Here is a 15,660-nt window from a genome sequence, read left to right as displayed (position 1 = left end):
ACCCGCCTCTACCCCAATCCGCGCGCGATCAGCGGCCCGATCCGGTTCGCTGCCCACAGCGGCAATTTCTTCCACAGATCGACCTGCAGCCGATATTTGGCGCTGTTCGGATTGGTATCGCGCGGCGCCTCGCCCGGCGCCAGCCAGCGCGCATAGACGAGCGGCTGCGGCGCAAAGCCCCAGTTCTTCTTGTAGCTATAGGGTCCGGTGCCAACCTTTGACCGCCCGAAATCGAACCGCGTGCAGCCCTTCGCCCGCGCATGGCGCATCAGCGCGAAATACATCAATTCGTTGGCGCGCAGCCGCCGCGCATCGGCGATCCCACCCCCCCAATAGGGCATGACGGTACCGCGCCAATACAGGCTGAGCACGCTCGCGACGGGTTTCCCGTTGTCGCGGACGGTCAGTATGTCGGCATCGTCGCCGAACGCATCGAGCACCGCGTCGAACAGCGCCTTGGGAAACACCGGCGTCCCGAGGTTGCGGACGCTGGTCGCATAGACGTCGTAATGGTCACGCCGCTCGCCCGCATCGCACCCGCTGGTCACGGTCAATCCGCTCTCCAGCACCTTGCGGACTTCGGCGCGTTGCTTGCGCGGGATCGCGAGCAGTTCGGCGTCGTCGTCGCCGGCAAGGTCGCGCGCAAAGCCTGCATAGACGCCCTCTTCGCGGCGCCAGCCGTCGCTTTCGGGCTGCGGCCCGCCGCGCAGTTCGACCGACGGTACCCCAAGCGATTGCGCCATCGCCGCCGCTCCCTCGGCCAGCGTCGCCGCGACCGCCGGATCATCCGCCAGGATGCCGCCATCGACGGCAAAACCGCTGCCGACCAGCGCCTGCCCGAACAGCGGCGAGCGGACATGGTGCAGCGGCAGCAGCCCGGTCAGCGCCCCGTCCGCATCGCGCGCCGTAACCAGATGGCAAAGATGGCCGGTCGCCGCCGTGATCGCCTCGCACCAGGCGCGGCTATGGAACGGCGTCGCGTGCGGGTGCACCGCGACATAGGCATCCCAGGCCGCGGCGTCGGACAGCGGCGCGCCGGAAAAACCCTGCTTCATCGGACGCGCCGGCGCATTCACGCCGCGGTGCGCCACGGCTCGGCGCGCTGCTGCTGCGCGGGCAACAACGCATCGGCGCGCGTCCATTCGAAATCGGCAAGCAGTTTCTTCAGTTTGCCAGCCATGGCTGACAAGCCGCTGTAATGGCGTATTTTTGACTTGATCGGCGCGTCGGCGACGCGCGGCTGGCCGGGGTCGATTTCCCACGGGTGGAAATAGAGGATCGCCGGATGCCCCTCGGCGTTCATCCGCGCGATTGCCCAGCGCGTAAAGCCATAGGGCAGCATCCGCATGAAACCGCCGCCGCCCGCGGCCAGCGTCCTCCCGGCGAAGCGCGCCGTGGTCACCGGCCATTCGACCAGATCGCTGTCGGGCAGCGGCCGCCAGGCATGGCGCGGGCTTTGCGGCCAGCCATAATGGTCGTGCACCACCGGCGCGACGCTGCTCGAATAAGCATAGCTTTGCTCGGCGAGCACCGCGTGCGCCCAGGGGGTCCGCGCATCGACCGAAAAGCTCGGCGCGCGATAGCCGCGCACCGCGACCCCGCCGAGATCCTCGAGGATCGTCCGCGTCTGTTTGAGGTCGGCAGCAAATTCATCGGCGGTCATGTTGAACACGCGCTTGTGGTCATAGCCATGGCTCGCCAGCTCATGCCCCGCGCCGACGATCCGCTTGATCAGCGCCGGATAGCGCTCAGCCACCCAGCCCAATGTGAAGAAGGTGCCCGTCGCCCCGGCATCGGCGAAAATCTGCAGCACCGCGTCGCAATTCGCCTCGACCCGGCACTCAAGCGTCGGCCAGTCGGCGCGGTCGATCGTGCGCTCAAAGGCGCCGACCTGGAACCAGTCTTCGACATCGACCGACAGGCCGTTCTGCATCGTTTTTCACCTTTATCGGCAGACTAGCCGATTTCGCGGCGGCTGTCAGGCCGCCCAGGTCCGCGACGTCGCCGGGTTGGGTGCATTCTCGGGATCGCGCTCGACCCATTCGATCAGCAGGTCGAGCACGCGGCGCAGCGCGGCGTCCTGTTCGACCAGCCGCGTTTCGAGCGAAGCGATCTGCGCTTCGAGCGCCGCAAGCTGCTCGGGATCGATCGCGGGTGCTGTCGGGGCGGCACCTTCGGCCACGGACATCCGCTCCAGCACCTCATCCGCGGTCGGATCGGGCGGGGTCAGCATGACCGCGGGGGCCGGCTCGGCAAAGGGCGGACGCGCGTCCGCAGCACGCTGCGGCCATTCGAGTGCGGTTTCGTTGGCGGGCGTCGGCGTCGTAAAGGGCGCCGGGGTCGGCGCAACCGCACTGGCCGCCGCCGCGACGACCTCTTCGACCGGCAACGGCGCCAGCGTCGATGCGTCGATGCCGCGGTCGGCCTCGATCTCGGCGACCACCGACCGGACATTCTGCGCCGTGATCCGCGTCATCTGCTCGACCGCGCCATAGAGCAGCAGGCGGCTGACCAGCACGTTCAATTTGCGCGGCACGCCCTCGCTATAGTCGAAGATTTCCTCGAACGCGTCGGGGCTGAAGCTCGGGTTGCCCGTCCAGCCGACCTTGCCGAGGCGATGCAGGATATAGGGCTCGACCTCCTCGGGCTCCATCGGGTCCAGGTGATGCGTCGCGATCACCCGCTGGCGCAGCTGCTCCAGCGTCGGAGAATGGAACAGCGTCTGGCGAAATTCGGGCTGACCGAGCAGGAAAATCTGCAGCAGCGAATGACCACCAAGCTGGAAGTTCGACAGCATCCTGAGCTCTTCGAGCGCCGATATGGCAAGATTCTGCCCCTCATCGACGATCAGCAAGGTGCGCTTGCCGGCGCGCGCCTGCTCGCGCAGATATTGCTCCATCGAGCGCAGCAATTCGGCCTTGCTCTGCCCTTCCCATTCGGTGCCGAACTGTTCGGCAACCAGGCGAAGCAGGTCGTCGCCTTCGACCTGCGTCGACACCAGCTTGACCGCGGTCAGCCGATTGGGATCGATCGTGTTCATCAGATGGCCGACCAAGGTCGTCTTGCCCGCGCCGACATCGCCGGTGATGACGATAAAGCCCTCACCCTGCGCGAGGCCATAGCCCAGGTAGGACATCGCCTTGCGGTGCGTGCCGCTTTCAAAATAGAAATGCGGGTCTGGCGTCAGCTGAAACGGACGCCCGGTGAAACCATAGAACTGATCGTACATCGCTGTTATTCCCGTTGCTTGGTCAGAAGTTGTAACGCAGTCCCACCAAAGCTGAACCAATAAGCTGGCTGTTGAAGCCGTCCTGATCAAAGGCGTTGAGGCTGGCCGCCGCGGTGCCGGTCAGTCCGCGCCAGAACCGCCGCGCATAGGCCGCGGACAGCCCCGCCGACTGCACATCGCCCGCCCCCGGCGCGCCATTGTCGAAATAATTGACATACCCCGACAAGCTGAGGTCCGAATCGACGTCGAGCTGGCGCCCCGCCGACAGGAACAGATAATAATTCTCGTCCTTGATCCCGTTCAGGCTGGCGATCGGCGACAGCAACGGCGCCAGCAGCTTGCGCTGGTCATAACCGATCCCGACGCCATAGCTCCAGCCCGCAAAGCGCGATCCGATCGTCGCCTGTACGCCGCGGCTGCGATATTGCGCCGAGGTCGCATTGCCGAGCTGATTGCTCAGGCATCCGCCGCCCTGCTGGCCGAACACGCACGGGTTGATATTGCCGCCAATCGGGTTGCGCGTCGGGTCGAACTGCGTCGGCAGCGCCGCCAGCCCGCCCGACAGCCCGCGGCCCAGGCTCGACAGCCCGTCATAGACGCCAACCTGGATCGTCGTCGCATGGTCGGCGCGATAGGCAAAGCTGCCCGTATAGATGGTGTCGCCATAGCGGCGGCCGACCCGCGCCGTCGCCGACGTCCGGCGGCTCGGCTGCCACATCACCCCGGCGTCCCAGATCAGCCCGTCGGTGTCGAACGACAGCTGGCGCGGGGTCGATTTGTCGGTGATGAAGCGGCCGTTGGCGTCGCGCACCGGCACGCCATTCACGTCGAGCACCGGATCGCGCTGGCCGATCTCGATGTCCTCATAACCGACTCCGCCGAGCAGCGCGACGGTCGGCCCGATCGGCATCGTCACGTCGGCGCGGGCATATTTGCCCTCGAACCTTTGGTCTAGCTGGCTCGCATCCTCGCGCTCATAACCGCCCGAAAGCTGCCAGCCGAACGGCAGGTCACCCGGCCGCGCCCCAACGCTGGCCCATGCGACATGGTTGGTCGAGCTGTCGAAAATATCCTGCGGCTGCGACCCCGGCGACAGGATCGCGGGTTCGTCGACATCGACCTTGGTATAGCCGAAACGGTAACCGGCGCCGACGTCGAGCCCGCCGATACGGCGCGCAAAGGTCGGTCCAGCATAGACGGAATAAAGGTTCGCGACATTGCTGGCGTCGCCGATGAACAGCCCGCTATCGGCGCCCTGCCCGTCGGCGCGGGTGCGGGTGGCGAGCGCCCCGCCCTCCAGATTGAGCCCGCGCGCCACTTCGATCCGGCCGCGGGCGAGGCCGCTGATCGTATCGGAATCGCCGCTGTCGCCGCCCCATCCGAAACGATGCTCATAACGCACCGTCGCGGCCAGTTCGGCGCGGTTGGTCACGATCGCGGCATCCACGCCCGCCGCCACCGTGGTATAGGTCAGGACGTCGCCGCCGTTCTTCAGATCGGCGGTCAGCACCTGCCCGACTTCCAGATAGGGGCTGACGTCGATCTGCCGCTGGCTGCGGCGCGCCTCGGCGCGCTTTGCCGAACGGCCCGGTTCGGATGCCGGGGCGCTCGTCGGCGCGTCGCTGGCGCCGGGCCCGGGATCGCCCGAAAATTGTGCGTGCGCGCCCGTCGCGGTACCCGCGAGCAGCAGCGCAGCGGCGGCGCCTGCATGGTGCAAACCGGTGGTGACGGTGGTGCGCATCACGCGCCTCCTTGTCCGTAATAGGTGCCGAAGCGGCGGCCGCCCGGCGAGAATTTTACCCCGTTGAGGAGCAGCTGGATATGCGGACACGCGCCCATCAGGCCGATCGCGTCGCGCAGCGACGATTCCAATGTTTCGTCGGCGCGCACGACCATGATCGTCTGACCGACATGCCCCGCCAGCACCGCGGCGGGCGATGCCGCCAGCACCGGCGGCGAATCGATGATCAGGATGCGTCCCTGCGCGCCTTGCTCAAGCTGAGCGAGCAGCGTCTCGGTCCGCGCTGACGCGAGGAGTTCGGTGTCGTGCATATGGCCGGTACCCGCCGGCATGACCTTCAGCCCCGGAATATCGGTCTGGATCAGGCAATCGCCAAGCGGCAGGTGCGGATCGGCAAGCGCGTCCATCAACCCCGGACCATCGTCCAGCCCCAGCGCGGCCAGCACGCTCGGCTTGGCGATGTCGGCGTCGATCAGCAGCACGTCGTGGTCGGCCTCGACCGCCAGGCTCAGCGCCAGGTTGACCGCCGAAAAAGTCTTGCCCTCGCCCGGGTTCGCCGACGCGATCAGCACGCGGTGGCCGCGCGGCAGGATCGGGCGATTGCCGACACCGCCGAAATTGCGGATCAGCTCGCGCTTCACGATACGATATTCTTCGGAAATGCCCGTCACCGGGGTGCCGGGCACGATCATCCCGCGCGCCGCGAGCCGCGCCCGGTCGATGGTGCCTTGACGCGCCGGGACGACCGCGGGCGCCGCCTTGGCAACGTACTTGCGCGGCGACGGCTTTGGCGCCGGCGCGGTTTCGACGACCGGTGCGGCCTCGACGACCGGATCCAGGATTTCGGCGTGCGGCGCTTCGATTATCGGTTCAGCCTTGGCCCGCCGCGCCTTTTTGGGCGGTTCGGGCGGCAGGTTCGATACGTCGATCGTCGGCGCATTGGCGGCGGGATCGAGCCCGAACATATCGGCCGCGCGTTCGAGGAGCGAGGGCGGGCGCTTGACTTTGCGTTGGTCGTTCATGTCATCGTCCCCCGTCACGCAACCATGCCGCGCTGGATGAATTCGGCGACCAGCAACAGGGCGTACAGCCCGACCAGCGCGCCGCCGCCGCTCGCCAGCCAGACGAGCCGCTTGCGCCGTTCGACATGGCGTTCGGGGGTGACCACTTCGGTAATCGATCCGATCACCGGCAAGCCGCTGGCGCGCTCCAGCTTGCCCGCGGTCGCATAGCTGGTGCGGACCTGACCGAGGCCAAAGGCGACCCCGATGCCGCCGCCGATGCCGGCGAGCAGGACCAGGGTCAGGAACAGCGGCCGATTGGGCGCCGCGGGGCTGGTCGGCTTCGACGGCGGATCGAGCAGCTCGATCTTGATCGCGTCGGTTTCGGTCTGCACGTCGCCGCGCATCCGCACCTGCTCGCGTTGGCCCAGCAGCTTGTCATATTGCGCCTTGAACGCGGTATATTCGCCATTGATCCGGTCATATTCGGCGGCGATGCCGGGGTTCTGTATCTGTTGGCTGGTGATCCGCGCGATGTCACCGGTCAGCTGCGCCTTGCGCGCATTGAGCGCGCTGACCGTCGCCTGCCGCTCGGCGCGCATCGCAGCGAGCGAAGCATAGGCCGGGTTCTGCGAATTGCCACCGCCACCGCTACCCGTGCCTTCGCGGTCGGCCATGGCCTTCAGCGACGCAATCTGGCTTTTCAGCGCGATGACGTCGGGATGCGCATCGGTCAGGCCGCGTGCGCGCATCGACGACAATTCATTCTGCGCCCCCGCTAGCTGCTGGCGCGCCACCCCGCCGCCGACGCTGCCCATGCCGGGAACGTTGATCGTCGCGGGGGTCGACGCGAGCTGGCCATTGGCGGCGGCAAGCTGCGCCTGCGCCGCGACCAGCTGCGAATCGATCTGGCCGAGTTCGGCGCGCGCCGCTTCGACGCGCTGCGCCGGCGATCCGGCACCGCCGGGGATCAGCCCGATATTCTGCGCCTCGAACGCCGCCCGCCGCGCTTCGACCTCGCGCAGCGCCTTTTCGCGGTCGGCGATCTGCGAATCGAGGAATTTCAAGCCTTCGCGTGCGTTCATCCGGCCGCCGCGCAGCTGGTCGTCGCGGAACACCGTGATCAGGCTGTCGAGCACCCCCGACGCCAGCTTGGCATTGTCGGCGTCGGACAGGCTGCCGACTGCGATAGCCGACGTTATTTCAAAGATATTATCCTGTTGCGGAACGACCTTGATATTCTTTTGCAGCATCGCGACCGCGCTTGCCTTTTCGCGCTCGCCGGCGCCCGCGGGCAACAGGCCGGTCGTCGCCGCGACCTTTTCCAGATTGCGCGCGCTGGTCAGCGTCTCGCGGATCTGATCGATCTGCTGGCGGCCGCCATAGGAACCGCCCTGCGCATCGTCGGGCAGGATTTCGTTGATGTCGACCAGCAACCGGGCGCGCGAGTCATAGCGGTTGGGGATCGACGCGATCGCCAGCCAGCCCAGGATGCAAATCCCCCACGCCACCGCCAGCACGAGCCACCGGCGCGTCCAGACGCTGTGCAGCGCCACCCGGAATTCGTCGTAAAGGCTGTTCATCGGTTGCGATCAATCCTTGGGAGATGGGTTTAGTGGCGGTCGGTCTGGGTCAGAACATGCTTTCGGGGATGATGATGACATCGCCGGGCTGCAACCGCACATTGGCCTTGATATCGCCGCGCTTGATCAGGTCGTTCAGCCGCAGGGCAAATTCCTGCTGCTTGCCGCTGCCCTTGTCGAAACGGACGAGTCGTGCCTTGTTTCCAGCCGCATATTCGCCCAGCCCGCCGACTGCAATCATTGCGTCGAGCACGGTCATGTTGGCGCGGAACGGAATCGAGGCGGGCTTTTCGGTCGCACCGACGACGCGCACCTGCTGCGAAAAGGTGCTGTTGAACGTCGTCACGATCACGCTGACGATCGGATCAGTGATATATTGGCTGAGCTGGAGCTTGATGTCCTGCTGCAACATCGTCGGGGTCTTGCCGACCGCGGGCATGTCGGTGATCAGCGGGGTGGTGATCCGCCCGTCGGGCCGCACCTGGACCTTGCCGCCGAGTTCGGGGTTGCGCCACACGAAAATCTGGAGCTCGTCGAGCGGGCCGATGATATATTCCTCGCCCGGACCCTCTTGATTCTGCACGAAATTCGCGCTGGGAAGCTGCGGCGCGCTGCCGCCGGTGCTCGCGCAGCCGGTCAGCGCGGTCGCCGCGATGCCACAGACGAGCGCGGCGCGCGCGACGCGAAGCGAGGGGAACGAAGCCATAATCAATCAACCTTTCGAGCCGCCGCCGATCGCCGCAGCCCCATTCGCCGCGACGACAGACTTTGCGTCAGCTTTGTCCTTGCGCGAAAAGGGTGAACATAGAGTTAGTCTTGCGGTAAGTTTGATCCGTACCCCGGCAAAGCTGTCCCGATAAGGAACAGCTTTTGGGCGATCAGACGAGCATTTCGCGCGCCGGTCCCTGCCCCAGGAACGCCGCCGGGCTCGCGCTCGCACCATAGGCGCCCGCCTGAAAGATCGCGATCAGATCGCCGACGTCGGCGCGCGGCAGCGCGACCTGATCGCCCAGCCGGTCGAGCGGGGTGCACAGGCAACCGACCACCGACACCGTTTCGTCCGGCGCATTGCCGAACCGTCCGGCGACCGCGATCGGATAGTTGCGGCGGATCACCGTCCCGAAATTGCCGCTCGCCGCCAGTTGGTGGTGCAACCCGCCGTCGGTGACCAGAAACGTCTCGCCATGGCTGATCTTGCGGTCGACGACGCGGGTCAGATAGACCCCTGCCTCGGCAACCAGCCAGCGCCCGAGTTCCATCGCAAAGCGGCTGTCCGCCAGCGCCGCGGGCCGCCCGGCGAGCGTCTCGCCCAGTCCTGCGCCGACCGCGGCGGCATCGACCGCGGTATCGCCGGGGAAATAGGGCACCCCCATCCCGCCGCCCAGATTGACCAGCGGCGGCGATGCTCCGATCTCGTCCGCCAGCCGCGCCGCCAGCGCCACCGTCTGCGCTTGCGTATCGGCGATCGCCGCGGCATCAAGTGCCTGCGATCCAGCAAAAATATGGAAACCTTGCCAGTCAGCCCCCGCCGCGATCAGGTGCCGGACCAGCGCCGGAACCTCGGCCGCATCGACCCCGAACGGCTTGGCGCCGCCGCCCATCTTCATCCCCGACCCTTTCAGGTCGAAATCGGGATTGACCCGCACCGCAAGGCTTGGCGTCAGGCCAAGGCGGCTGGCGATCGACAACGCACGCTCCGCCTCGCCCACCGATTCCAGATTGAGTGTTGCCCCCGCATTGATCGTCGCTTCGATTTCGCGGTCGCGTTTGCCGGGGCCGGCAAAGCTGATGTCGCCCGCCGGCATCCCGCTGGCAAGTGCGGCTTTCAGCTCGCCGCCCGATGCAACGTCGAACCCGTCGACCAGCCGCGCCATGAAAGCCAGCAGCGGCGCATAGGGGTTCGCCTTCATCGCATAATGCAGCTGTACCGCCGCAGGCATCGCGGCGCGCCATGCGGCCACCCGCGCGGCGAGGGCCGCGCTGTCGTAAACGAACAATGGCGTATCGCCCGCCATGTCGGCCAGCGCATCGGCGCGGTCGCCGCCGATCATCAGCATCCCATCATCATCGGCGGCGTAGCCCGGAGGAATGGGTCCGTGCGGTTTCATGCCGCCACCTCATGCGCCCATTCGGCGGCGATCGCCACCCGATCGAGCTTGCCATTGGGATTGCGCGGCAGCGCATCGCGCCATTCGATCGCCTGCGGCTGCATGAAATTGGGCAGGTTCTGGCGCAAATAGGCGCTCAGCCCCGCGTCGTCGGCGACCCCGCCCTTGCCGCGGACGATCAGGATAATCGCCGCGCCCAGCCGCGCGTCGGGTACCCCGAACGCGACGGCTTCATAAATCAGCCCCGACGCCACCGCGACATCCTCGACCTCGGTCGGGCTGACGCGGTTGCCCGCGGTCTTGATCATCGCATCGTCGCGGCCGACGAAATAGAGCAGGCCATTGGCGTCGCGGCGCACCGTGTCGCCCGACCACACCGCAAAGCCGCCATAGGCCGAGGCGCGCGGCGCCGGGCGGAAGCGCTCGGCTGTGCGCTCGGCATCCCGCCAATAGCCCTTGGCGACCAGCGGCCCGCAATGCACCAGCTCGCCCGGTTCCTCGTCGGCGGTGATCGTCCCGTCGGGGCGGCACACCAATATTTCGGCATGCGGGATCGCGCGGCCCATCGACGTCGGATGGTCGGCGACGAGTTTCGGTTCCAGATAGGTCGAGCGAAACGCCTCGGTCAGCCCGTACATCGGAGTGATGTCGGCGTTCGGAAAGGTCGCCGCCATCGCGTCGATCAGCGACGGCGTCAGCGCCCCGCCGCTGTTGGTCAGCCGTTTCAGACAAGCTGCCGCCTCGGCAGGCCAGTCGCTCTCGACCAGCTGCACCCACAAAGGCGGCACGCCCGCCAGCGTCGTCGCACGGTGCCGCGCGACCGCTTTCACAACGTCGCGCGGGGTCAGATAATCGAGCGGTGCAGCCGCGGCGCCCGCATACCAGCTCGACAGCAGCTGGTTCTGCCCATAGTCGAAACTCAGCGGCAGCACCGCCAGCACCCGGTCATCGGGCACGATCTCCAGATAGGAAGCGACGCTTTCGGCCCCCAGCCACAGATTGGCGTGACTCAGCATCACCCCCTTCGGTCGCCCGGTCGACCCGCTGGTGTAGAGGATCGCCGCCAAATCGTCGGGGTCAGCCGACGACGCAGCCAGCCCGTCCCTGTCCGAATCGATCGCCGCCTCAGCGACCGTCAAATCCTGCACGGCGCATTCCGCAGGCAATCCGTCGCCCAGCATCTGCGCCCGCGCGCCGTTGGTGATCAGCAGTTTGGCGCCGCTGTCGGCCAGGATATGCGCGACCTGCGGCCCTTTCAGCAACGGATTGACCGGCACATGGATCAGCCCCGCGCGCGCCGCGGCCAGCGGCATCAGGCACGCCAGGCGGGTCTTCGCACTCCAGCTCGCCACCCGCTCGCCCGGCGCGCCCGCCTGGTCCAGCAGCCACGCCGCCAGCCGCCCGACCCCGGCGTCAAGCGCGGCGAACGTCATCACCCCATCGCCGATCAACAACGCAGCCGCGTCCGGCGCGCCGCAGCGGGCGAGATGGTCGATCGGTCGCGAAGATGGCTTTTCGGGCGTGGTCATCGGCTGTTAGGGGTCAAGTGATAGAGGGCGGCACCATGCAAGGGAACGGTGAACATCACGCTAATGATGAGCGGTTGCCCGCCACAGCGCGCGCGGCGGGCTTTGCCTCGCCCTTCGACCGCGCGGCATGGTTCGACCTGCTCGAAGCGCATGGCTTTGCCGGGCAAGGCCGGATCGACGCGCATGGCCGCGCCGGCGTCGTCACCGCATGGCTGCCGCTGCGCACCGAAAGGCCGGACGATCTCGCAGGCCTCACCAACTGGTACAGCTTTGCGATCCGCCCGCTCTACACCGGCGATGGCGACCGCAGCGCCGCCCTGCGCGCGCTCTTGCACAATCTCCGCCGCTCCGCCGCGCACCTGACCCTCTACCCGGTCAGCGACCCCGACGACCTCACCGCCGCACTCCGCGCCGCAGGCTGGTGGGTCAAAGCCACCCCCGCCGGTGACCGTCACTGGCTCGACCTTGGCGACATGGACCATGACGCCTGGTGGGCGAGCCGCCCCGGCGCGCTGCGCAATACCGTCCAGCGCAAGGCGAAAAAGGGCGTCGTCGACATTCAGTTGCTCACCAGCTTCGACCCTGGCAGCTGGGCTGCCTACGAACAGATTTACGCCGCAAGCTGGAAACCCGAAGAAGGCCACCCCGCGCTACTCCGCGCTTTTGCCGAAGCCGAGAGCGCCCGGGGCAGCTTACGCATGGGCATCGCCCGCATCGACGGTATCCCCGTCGCGGCGCAATATTGGACGGTCGAGGACGGCACTGCCTTCATCCACAAGCTCGCGCATGTCGAGGACAGCCTGAAAGCCTCGCCCGGCACTTTGCTCTCGGCGGCATTGTTCCGCCACGTGATCGAGATCGACAAGGTGACGCGCGTCGATTTCGGCACCGGCAACGATGGCTACAAGCGCGACTGGATGAACCGCCACGACCCGCTGTGGCGGATCGAGGCTTTCAATCCGTCGCGCCCCGCGGCATGGGGTCCGGCATTAAAGGCCTTTGCCCGCGCCCTGCTGAGGAAAGAAAAGTGACCGCACCCGATACCGTCGACGCCACCCTCCGCGCCCTGCTCGCCGATGTCCTCGGCCTCGGCGAAGATCGCGCCGCGGCGCTGACCGACGACAGCGGCCTGTTCGGGGCGCTGCCCGAGTTCGACTCGATGGCGGTCGCCACGGTGCTGACCGAGATGGAAGACCGCCTCGGCATCCTCATCGACGATGACGAGATCGACGGCGAAATCTTTGAAACCTACGGCAATTTGCTCACCTTCTCGCTGCGCAAAGTGACCGATTGAGAGTTATCGGTTTGGATACGCACCCCTTTCATCGTCATCCCGGCGAAGGCCGGGATCTCGCCGTTGCGGAATACGCCACGACGAGATCCCGGCCTTCGCCGGGATGACGACAGGGAGCATGCGCATGGCACCCCCCGGCCCCGAACATGTCCTCCGCATCACCCCCACGCGCGCCCCGCGCGCCACGATCCTGCTCGTCCCGCCGCTGTTCGAGGAAGCCAACCGCACTCGCCGCACGCTCGTCCTCGCGATGCGCACGCTGGCAGCCGACGGGTTCGCCACGCTGCTCCCCGACCTACCCGGCCAGAATGACAGCCTTGTACCACTCGAACGGGTCGACCTTGCCCGCTGGCAGGACGCTCTCGCCGATACTACCGCAACCATCGACGGCCCGCTGATCATCGCGTCGCTGCGTGGCGGCGCGCTGCTCGACCACCACGCCAACGCCGCTGCCTGGTGGCGCCTCGCTCCCGTCAGCGGCGCTTCGCTGCTCCGCACCCTGATGCGCGCGCGCGTCGCCGCCGACCGCGAAAGCGGCGTAACGTCGTCGCTCGACAGCCTGCAAGCCGAAGCCGCCACCACGCCGCTGCTACTCGCGGGCAACCGGCTCTCGCCCACGATGATGGCGCAGCTCGGCAGCGCCGAGGCCCGACCCGTCGCCCCGCTCCGCACCGTCACTCTCGGCAACGGCGCCGACGCCATTGCGGGGACGCCACTGTGGCTGCGCGCCGAACCCGGCGAGGACGCCGCGATGGCGGCAGCGATCGCCGCCGACATCGCCGCGTGGAGCCAGACATGCGGCATCAGCTGAGCTTTCCCTGCGAAGGCGCCGCGATCGCCGCGACGCTCGACGAAGCGCCCGGCACCACCGGCCTGCTGATCGTCTCGGGCGGCAATGAAATCCGCAGCGGCGCGCATCGCGGCATGGCGCTGCTGGCGCAGCGCATCGCCGAGGCCGGTCACCCCGTGTTCCGCTTCGACCGCCGCGGCATCGGCGACAGCGAGGGCGAAAACGGCGGCTACACCAGCAGCGCCCCCGACATCGCCGCCGCAATCGCCGCCTTCCGCGGCGCCGCGGCGCAGCTCACCCGCATCATTGCCTTCGGCAATTGCGATGCCGCCAGCGCGCTCCTGCTGCATAAGCCGCTGACGCTCGACGCCCTGATCCTCGCCAATCCGTGGACTTACGAAAGTGACGACAGCGGCGACACCGACGAACCCGCGCTGCCCCCCGCCGCGGCGATCCGCGCGCGTTACCTGGCGCGGCTGACCGATCCCAAAAGCCTGCTCCGGCTGCTCAAGGGTGAGATCGACATCAAGAAACTCGCGCGCGGTCTGTCTGCGCTCGGCCGCGGCACCGCGCCCGCCCCCCCCGACAGCTTGCCCGCGCGCCTTAATTCCGCGCTCGCGAGCCTGCGCTGCCCAGCGACGATCCTGCTCGCCACCGGCGACCGCACCGCACAGGCGTTCGTCGCCAGCTGCGACCCCGGCGCCGTCCCGATCGAGCGCCTCGCCAGCACCTCGCACAGCTTCGCTGGCGACGATGCCGAGTGGCTTGCCCAGAATATCCTCAAAGCGCTGGGGCGGGAAAGCGCAGCCTAGTTTGCATCATCCCGATGCGCCAGGAAGATCGCGGGATCGAGATCGATCCGTGTAATCTGCCGATCCTGAACCCCAAAGCCGATCCGCGCGACCGGCTCTTCGGTTTCGCCGTCGCGGCAGATGAAGCTGCCGACGACGTAATAGAGATCGCCCATGCTCGCAATTTCGCGAACCCCGTCGACCAGCGCCGCATCGGTTATCGACACCAGCGCGCACTGGCTGAAATAGGTCACGAATTCGGCATGCTCATAGGGTGTGCCAACCCCGATTACACCCACGCTGGCATATCGGGAAACAAGGCCGCTGGCGTCCTGCCCTTGCCGCGCGCGGTCGACATAATCCCGCACGACGCGCACCGAACCGGCGGCGCTGTCCTCGGCCATCGCGACCGTTGGTGAAGCAATCAGGGCGAGGGCGCACCACAAATGCACAATTGCATATCGCACCGATCGCCCTCGTCTCACCGCCGTCGCCCCCTACGCCTCCACCAAAGCCCTATATTCAGCCTCAGCCAGAAACCGCTCGGCATCCAGCGCCGCCATGCAGCCCATGCCCGCCGCGGTCACCGCCTGGCGATACACTTTGTCGGTCACGTCGCCCGCCGCGAACACCCCGGGGATCGAGGTCAGCGACGTTCCCGGCGTTACCGCCAGATAGCCGTCGCTATCCAGCGGCAGCTTGCCCTTGAACAGCTCGGTCGACGGGCTGTGGCCGATCGCGACAAAGCCGCCATCGGTCGGCTCGTGGCTCGCCTCGCCGGTCACCGTGTCGATCAGATCGACCCCGACCAGCCCCGAAACGCCCTCACCCGCGACAAAACGATCGACCTTCTTGTTCCACAAAACCTTGATCTTCGGATTGGCGTGGAGCCGGTCCTGCAGGATCTTTTCGGCGCGCAGATGATCGCGGCGGTGGATCAGCGTCACATCGTCGCTGTGGTTGGTCAGGTACAGCGCCTCCTCGACCGCGGTGTTGCCGCCGCCGATCACCACGACCTTCTTGCCGCGATAAAAGAAACCGTCGCAGGTGGCGCAGGCCGACACGCCCTTGCCGCCCAGTTCCTGCTCGCCCGGCACGCCCAGCCATTTCGCCTGCGCCCCGGTCGCGATCACCAGCGTTTCGGCCATATAGACATCGCCGCCGTCGCCGGTGATCTTGAACGGGCGCTGCGACAGGTCGACGTCGACGATCGTGTCCCAGATCATCGACGTGCCGACATGCGTCGCCTGCGCCGTCATCTGCTCCATCAGCCACGGACCCTGCACCACCTCTGCAAAGCCCGGATAGTTCTCAACGTCGGTGGTGATCGTCAACTGGCCGCCCGGCTGCAACCCCTGCACGACGATCGGCATCATCCCGGCGCGCGCGGCATAGATAGCGGCGGACAGGCCGGCGGGGCCGGAGCCGAGGATGAGCATCTTGGTATGGTGGATAGCGGGCATGACGATCTTTCTTCGGCTGTGCGGACCCGCACAGATGGGTGTTGCCAACCGCGCTAGCAAGGGTCACCTTCCGCGCCAAGGGGAGTCCGACAAATGGCAAGCTGGTGGGAACGTCATGGGGTGCCGCGGCT

15 protein-coding genes are annotated in these 15,660 nt (G+C 67.1%); 4 read left to right on the top strand and 11 right to left on the bottom strand.

All coding sequences use genetic code 11. The annotated features are described in order from the left end of the window. Positions 1 to 8: 8 nt before the first annotated feature. The 9 genes from ACTIFP_RS06090 to ACTIFP_RS06050 all read right to left on the bottom strand — a co-directional run bounded on the left by ACTIFP_RS06090 (position 9) and on the right by ACTIFP_RS06050 (position 11,191). Positions 9 to 1,055, bottom strand: coding sequence for a FemAB family XrtA/PEP-CTERM system-associated protein (locus ACTIFP_RS06090; RefSeq protein ID WP_439567832.1), 1,047 nt, complete (start codon positions 1,053 to 1,055; stop codon positions 9 to 11). 17 nt (positions 1,056 to 1,072) lie between these two features. Continuing rightward, on the bottom strand, positions 1,073 to 1,933 hold the full coding sequence (locus ACTIFP_RS06085) for an XrtA system polysaccharide deacetylase (RefSeq protein WP_439567831.1): 861 nt from the start codon (positions 1,931 to 1,933) through the stop codon (positions 1,073 to 1,075). Positions 1,934 to 1,978: 45 nt separating this feature from the next. After that, entirely contained in the window at positions 1,979 to 3,229 is a 1,251-nt protein-coding gene (locus ACTIFP_RS06080) for an XrtA/PEP-CTERM system-associated ATPase (protein WP_439567830.1), read from the bottom strand. A gap of 22 nt (positions 3,230 to 3,251) precedes the next feature. Continuing rightward, positions 3,252 to 4,970 (bottom strand): hypothetical protein, encoded by a 1,719-nt coding sequence (locus ACTIFP_RS06075; RefSeq protein ID WP_439567829.1) that lies wholly within the window; start codon positions 4,968 to 4,970, stop codon positions 3,252 to 3,254. Then, entirely contained in the window at positions 4,970 to 5,992 is a 1,023-nt protein-coding gene (locus ACTIFP_RS06070) for an AAA family ATPase (protein ID WP_439567828.1), read from the bottom strand. Before ACTIFP_RS06070 ends, ACTIFP_RS06075 begins: the two co-directional genes overlap by 1 nt. 14 nt (positions 5,993 to 6,006) lie before the next feature. Continuing rightward, positions 6,007 to 7,554 (bottom strand): XrtA system polysaccharide chain length determinant, encoded by a 1,548-nt coding sequence (locus ACTIFP_RS06065; protein WP_439567827.1) that lies wholly within the window; start codon positions 7,552 to 7,554, stop codon positions 6,007 to 6,009. A 49-nt stretch (positions 7,555 to 7,603) separates the two neighbouring features. Next, the gene (locus ACTIFP_RS06060) at positions 7,604 to 8,260 is read right to left on the bottom strand and encodes an XrtA/PEP-CTERM system exopolysaccharide export protein (protein ID WP_439567826.1); all 657 of its coding nucleotides are present in this window, start codon (positions 8,258 to 8,260) and stop codon (positions 7,604 to 7,606) included. Between the two features lie 172 nt (positions 8,261 to 8,432). Next, positions 8,433 to 9,662, bottom strand: a complete 1,230-nt coding sequence (locus ACTIFP_RS06055) for a pyridoxal-dependent decarboxylase, exosortase A system-associated (RefSeq protein WP_439567825.1) — start codon at positions 9,660 to 9,662, stop codon at positions 8,433 to 8,435. Further along, entirely contained in the window at positions 9,659 to 11,191 is a 1,533-nt protein-coding gene (locus tag ACTIFP_RS06050; protein ID WP_439567824.1) for an acyl-CoA ligase (AMP-forming), exosortase A system-associated, read from the bottom strand. Before ACTIFP_RS06050 ends, ACTIFP_RS06055 begins: the two co-directional genes overlap by 4 nt. Before the next feature lie 35 nt (positions 11,192 to 11,226). On the opposite strand from ACTIFP_RS06050, the gene ACTIFP_RS06045 reads away from it, so the two are divergent. The 4 genes from ACTIFP_RS06045 (at position 11,227) to ACTIFP_RS06030 (ending at position 14,087) form a co-directional block, all read left to right on the top strand. Further along, a complete protein-coding gene (locus ACTIFP_RS06045; protein WP_439567823.1) occupies positions 11,227 to 12,222 on the top strand; it encodes a GNAT family N-acetyltransferase in 996 nt (331 codons plus the stop codon). Next, positions 12,219 to 12,485, top strand: coding sequence for an acyl carrier protein (locus tag ACTIFP_RS06040; protein ID WP_439567822.1), 267 nt, complete (start codon positions 12,219 to 12,221; stop codon positions 12,483 to 12,485). The genes ACTIFP_RS06045 and ACTIFP_RS06040 overlap by 4 nt, the downstream gene beginning before the upstream one ends. A 124-nt stretch (positions 12,486 to 12,609) precedes the next feature. Further along, on the top strand, positions 12,610 to 13,296 hold the full coding sequence (locus ACTIFP_RS06035) for a hypothetical protein (RefSeq protein ID WP_439567821.1): 687 nt from the start codon (positions 12,610 to 12,612) through the stop codon (positions 13,294 to 13,296). Continuing rightward, positions 13,281 to 14,087 carry a hydrolase 1, exosortase A system-associated gene (locus tag ACTIFP_RS06030; RefSeq protein WP_439567820.1) on the top strand — a complete coding sequence of 269 codons (807 nt, stop codon included), beginning with the start codon at positions 13,281 to 13,283 and terminating at the stop codon, positions 14,085 to 14,087. The genes ACTIFP_RS06035 and ACTIFP_RS06030 overlap by 16 nt, the downstream gene beginning before the upstream one ends. Here ACTIFP_RS06030 and ACTIFP_RS06025 read toward each other — a convergent pair. Together ACTIFP_RS06025 and trxB are read right to left on the bottom strand one after the other, a co-directional pair. Then, positions 14,084 to 14,470: a hypothetical protein gene (locus ACTIFP_RS06025; RefSeq protein ID WP_439567819.1), complete on the bottom strand. Its 387-nt coding sequence runs from the start codon at positions 14,468 to 14,470 to the stop codon at positions 14,084 to 14,086. The two genes, ACTIFP_RS06030 and ACTIFP_RS06025, sit on opposite strands and share 4 nt — an antisense overlap. A 93-nt stretch (positions 14,471 to 14,563) precedes the next feature. Continuing rightward, positions 14,564 to 15,529, bottom strand: a complete 966-nt coding sequence (gene trxB, locus ACTIFP_RS06020) for a thioredoxin-disulfide reductase (RefSeq protein WP_439567818.1) — start codon at positions 15,527 to 15,529, stop codon at positions 14,564 to 14,566. Positions 15,530 to 15,660: the final 131 nt, after the last annotated feature.

The organism is Sphingopyxis sp. (genome assembly GCF_051861155.1).
Lineage (GTDB): Bacteria > Pseudomonadota > Alphaproteobacteria > Sphingomonadales > Sphingomonadaceae > Sphingopyxis.
Note: the sequence above shows the minus strand (reverse complement) of the source record. Positions and strands in the feature narration are given on the sequence as shown.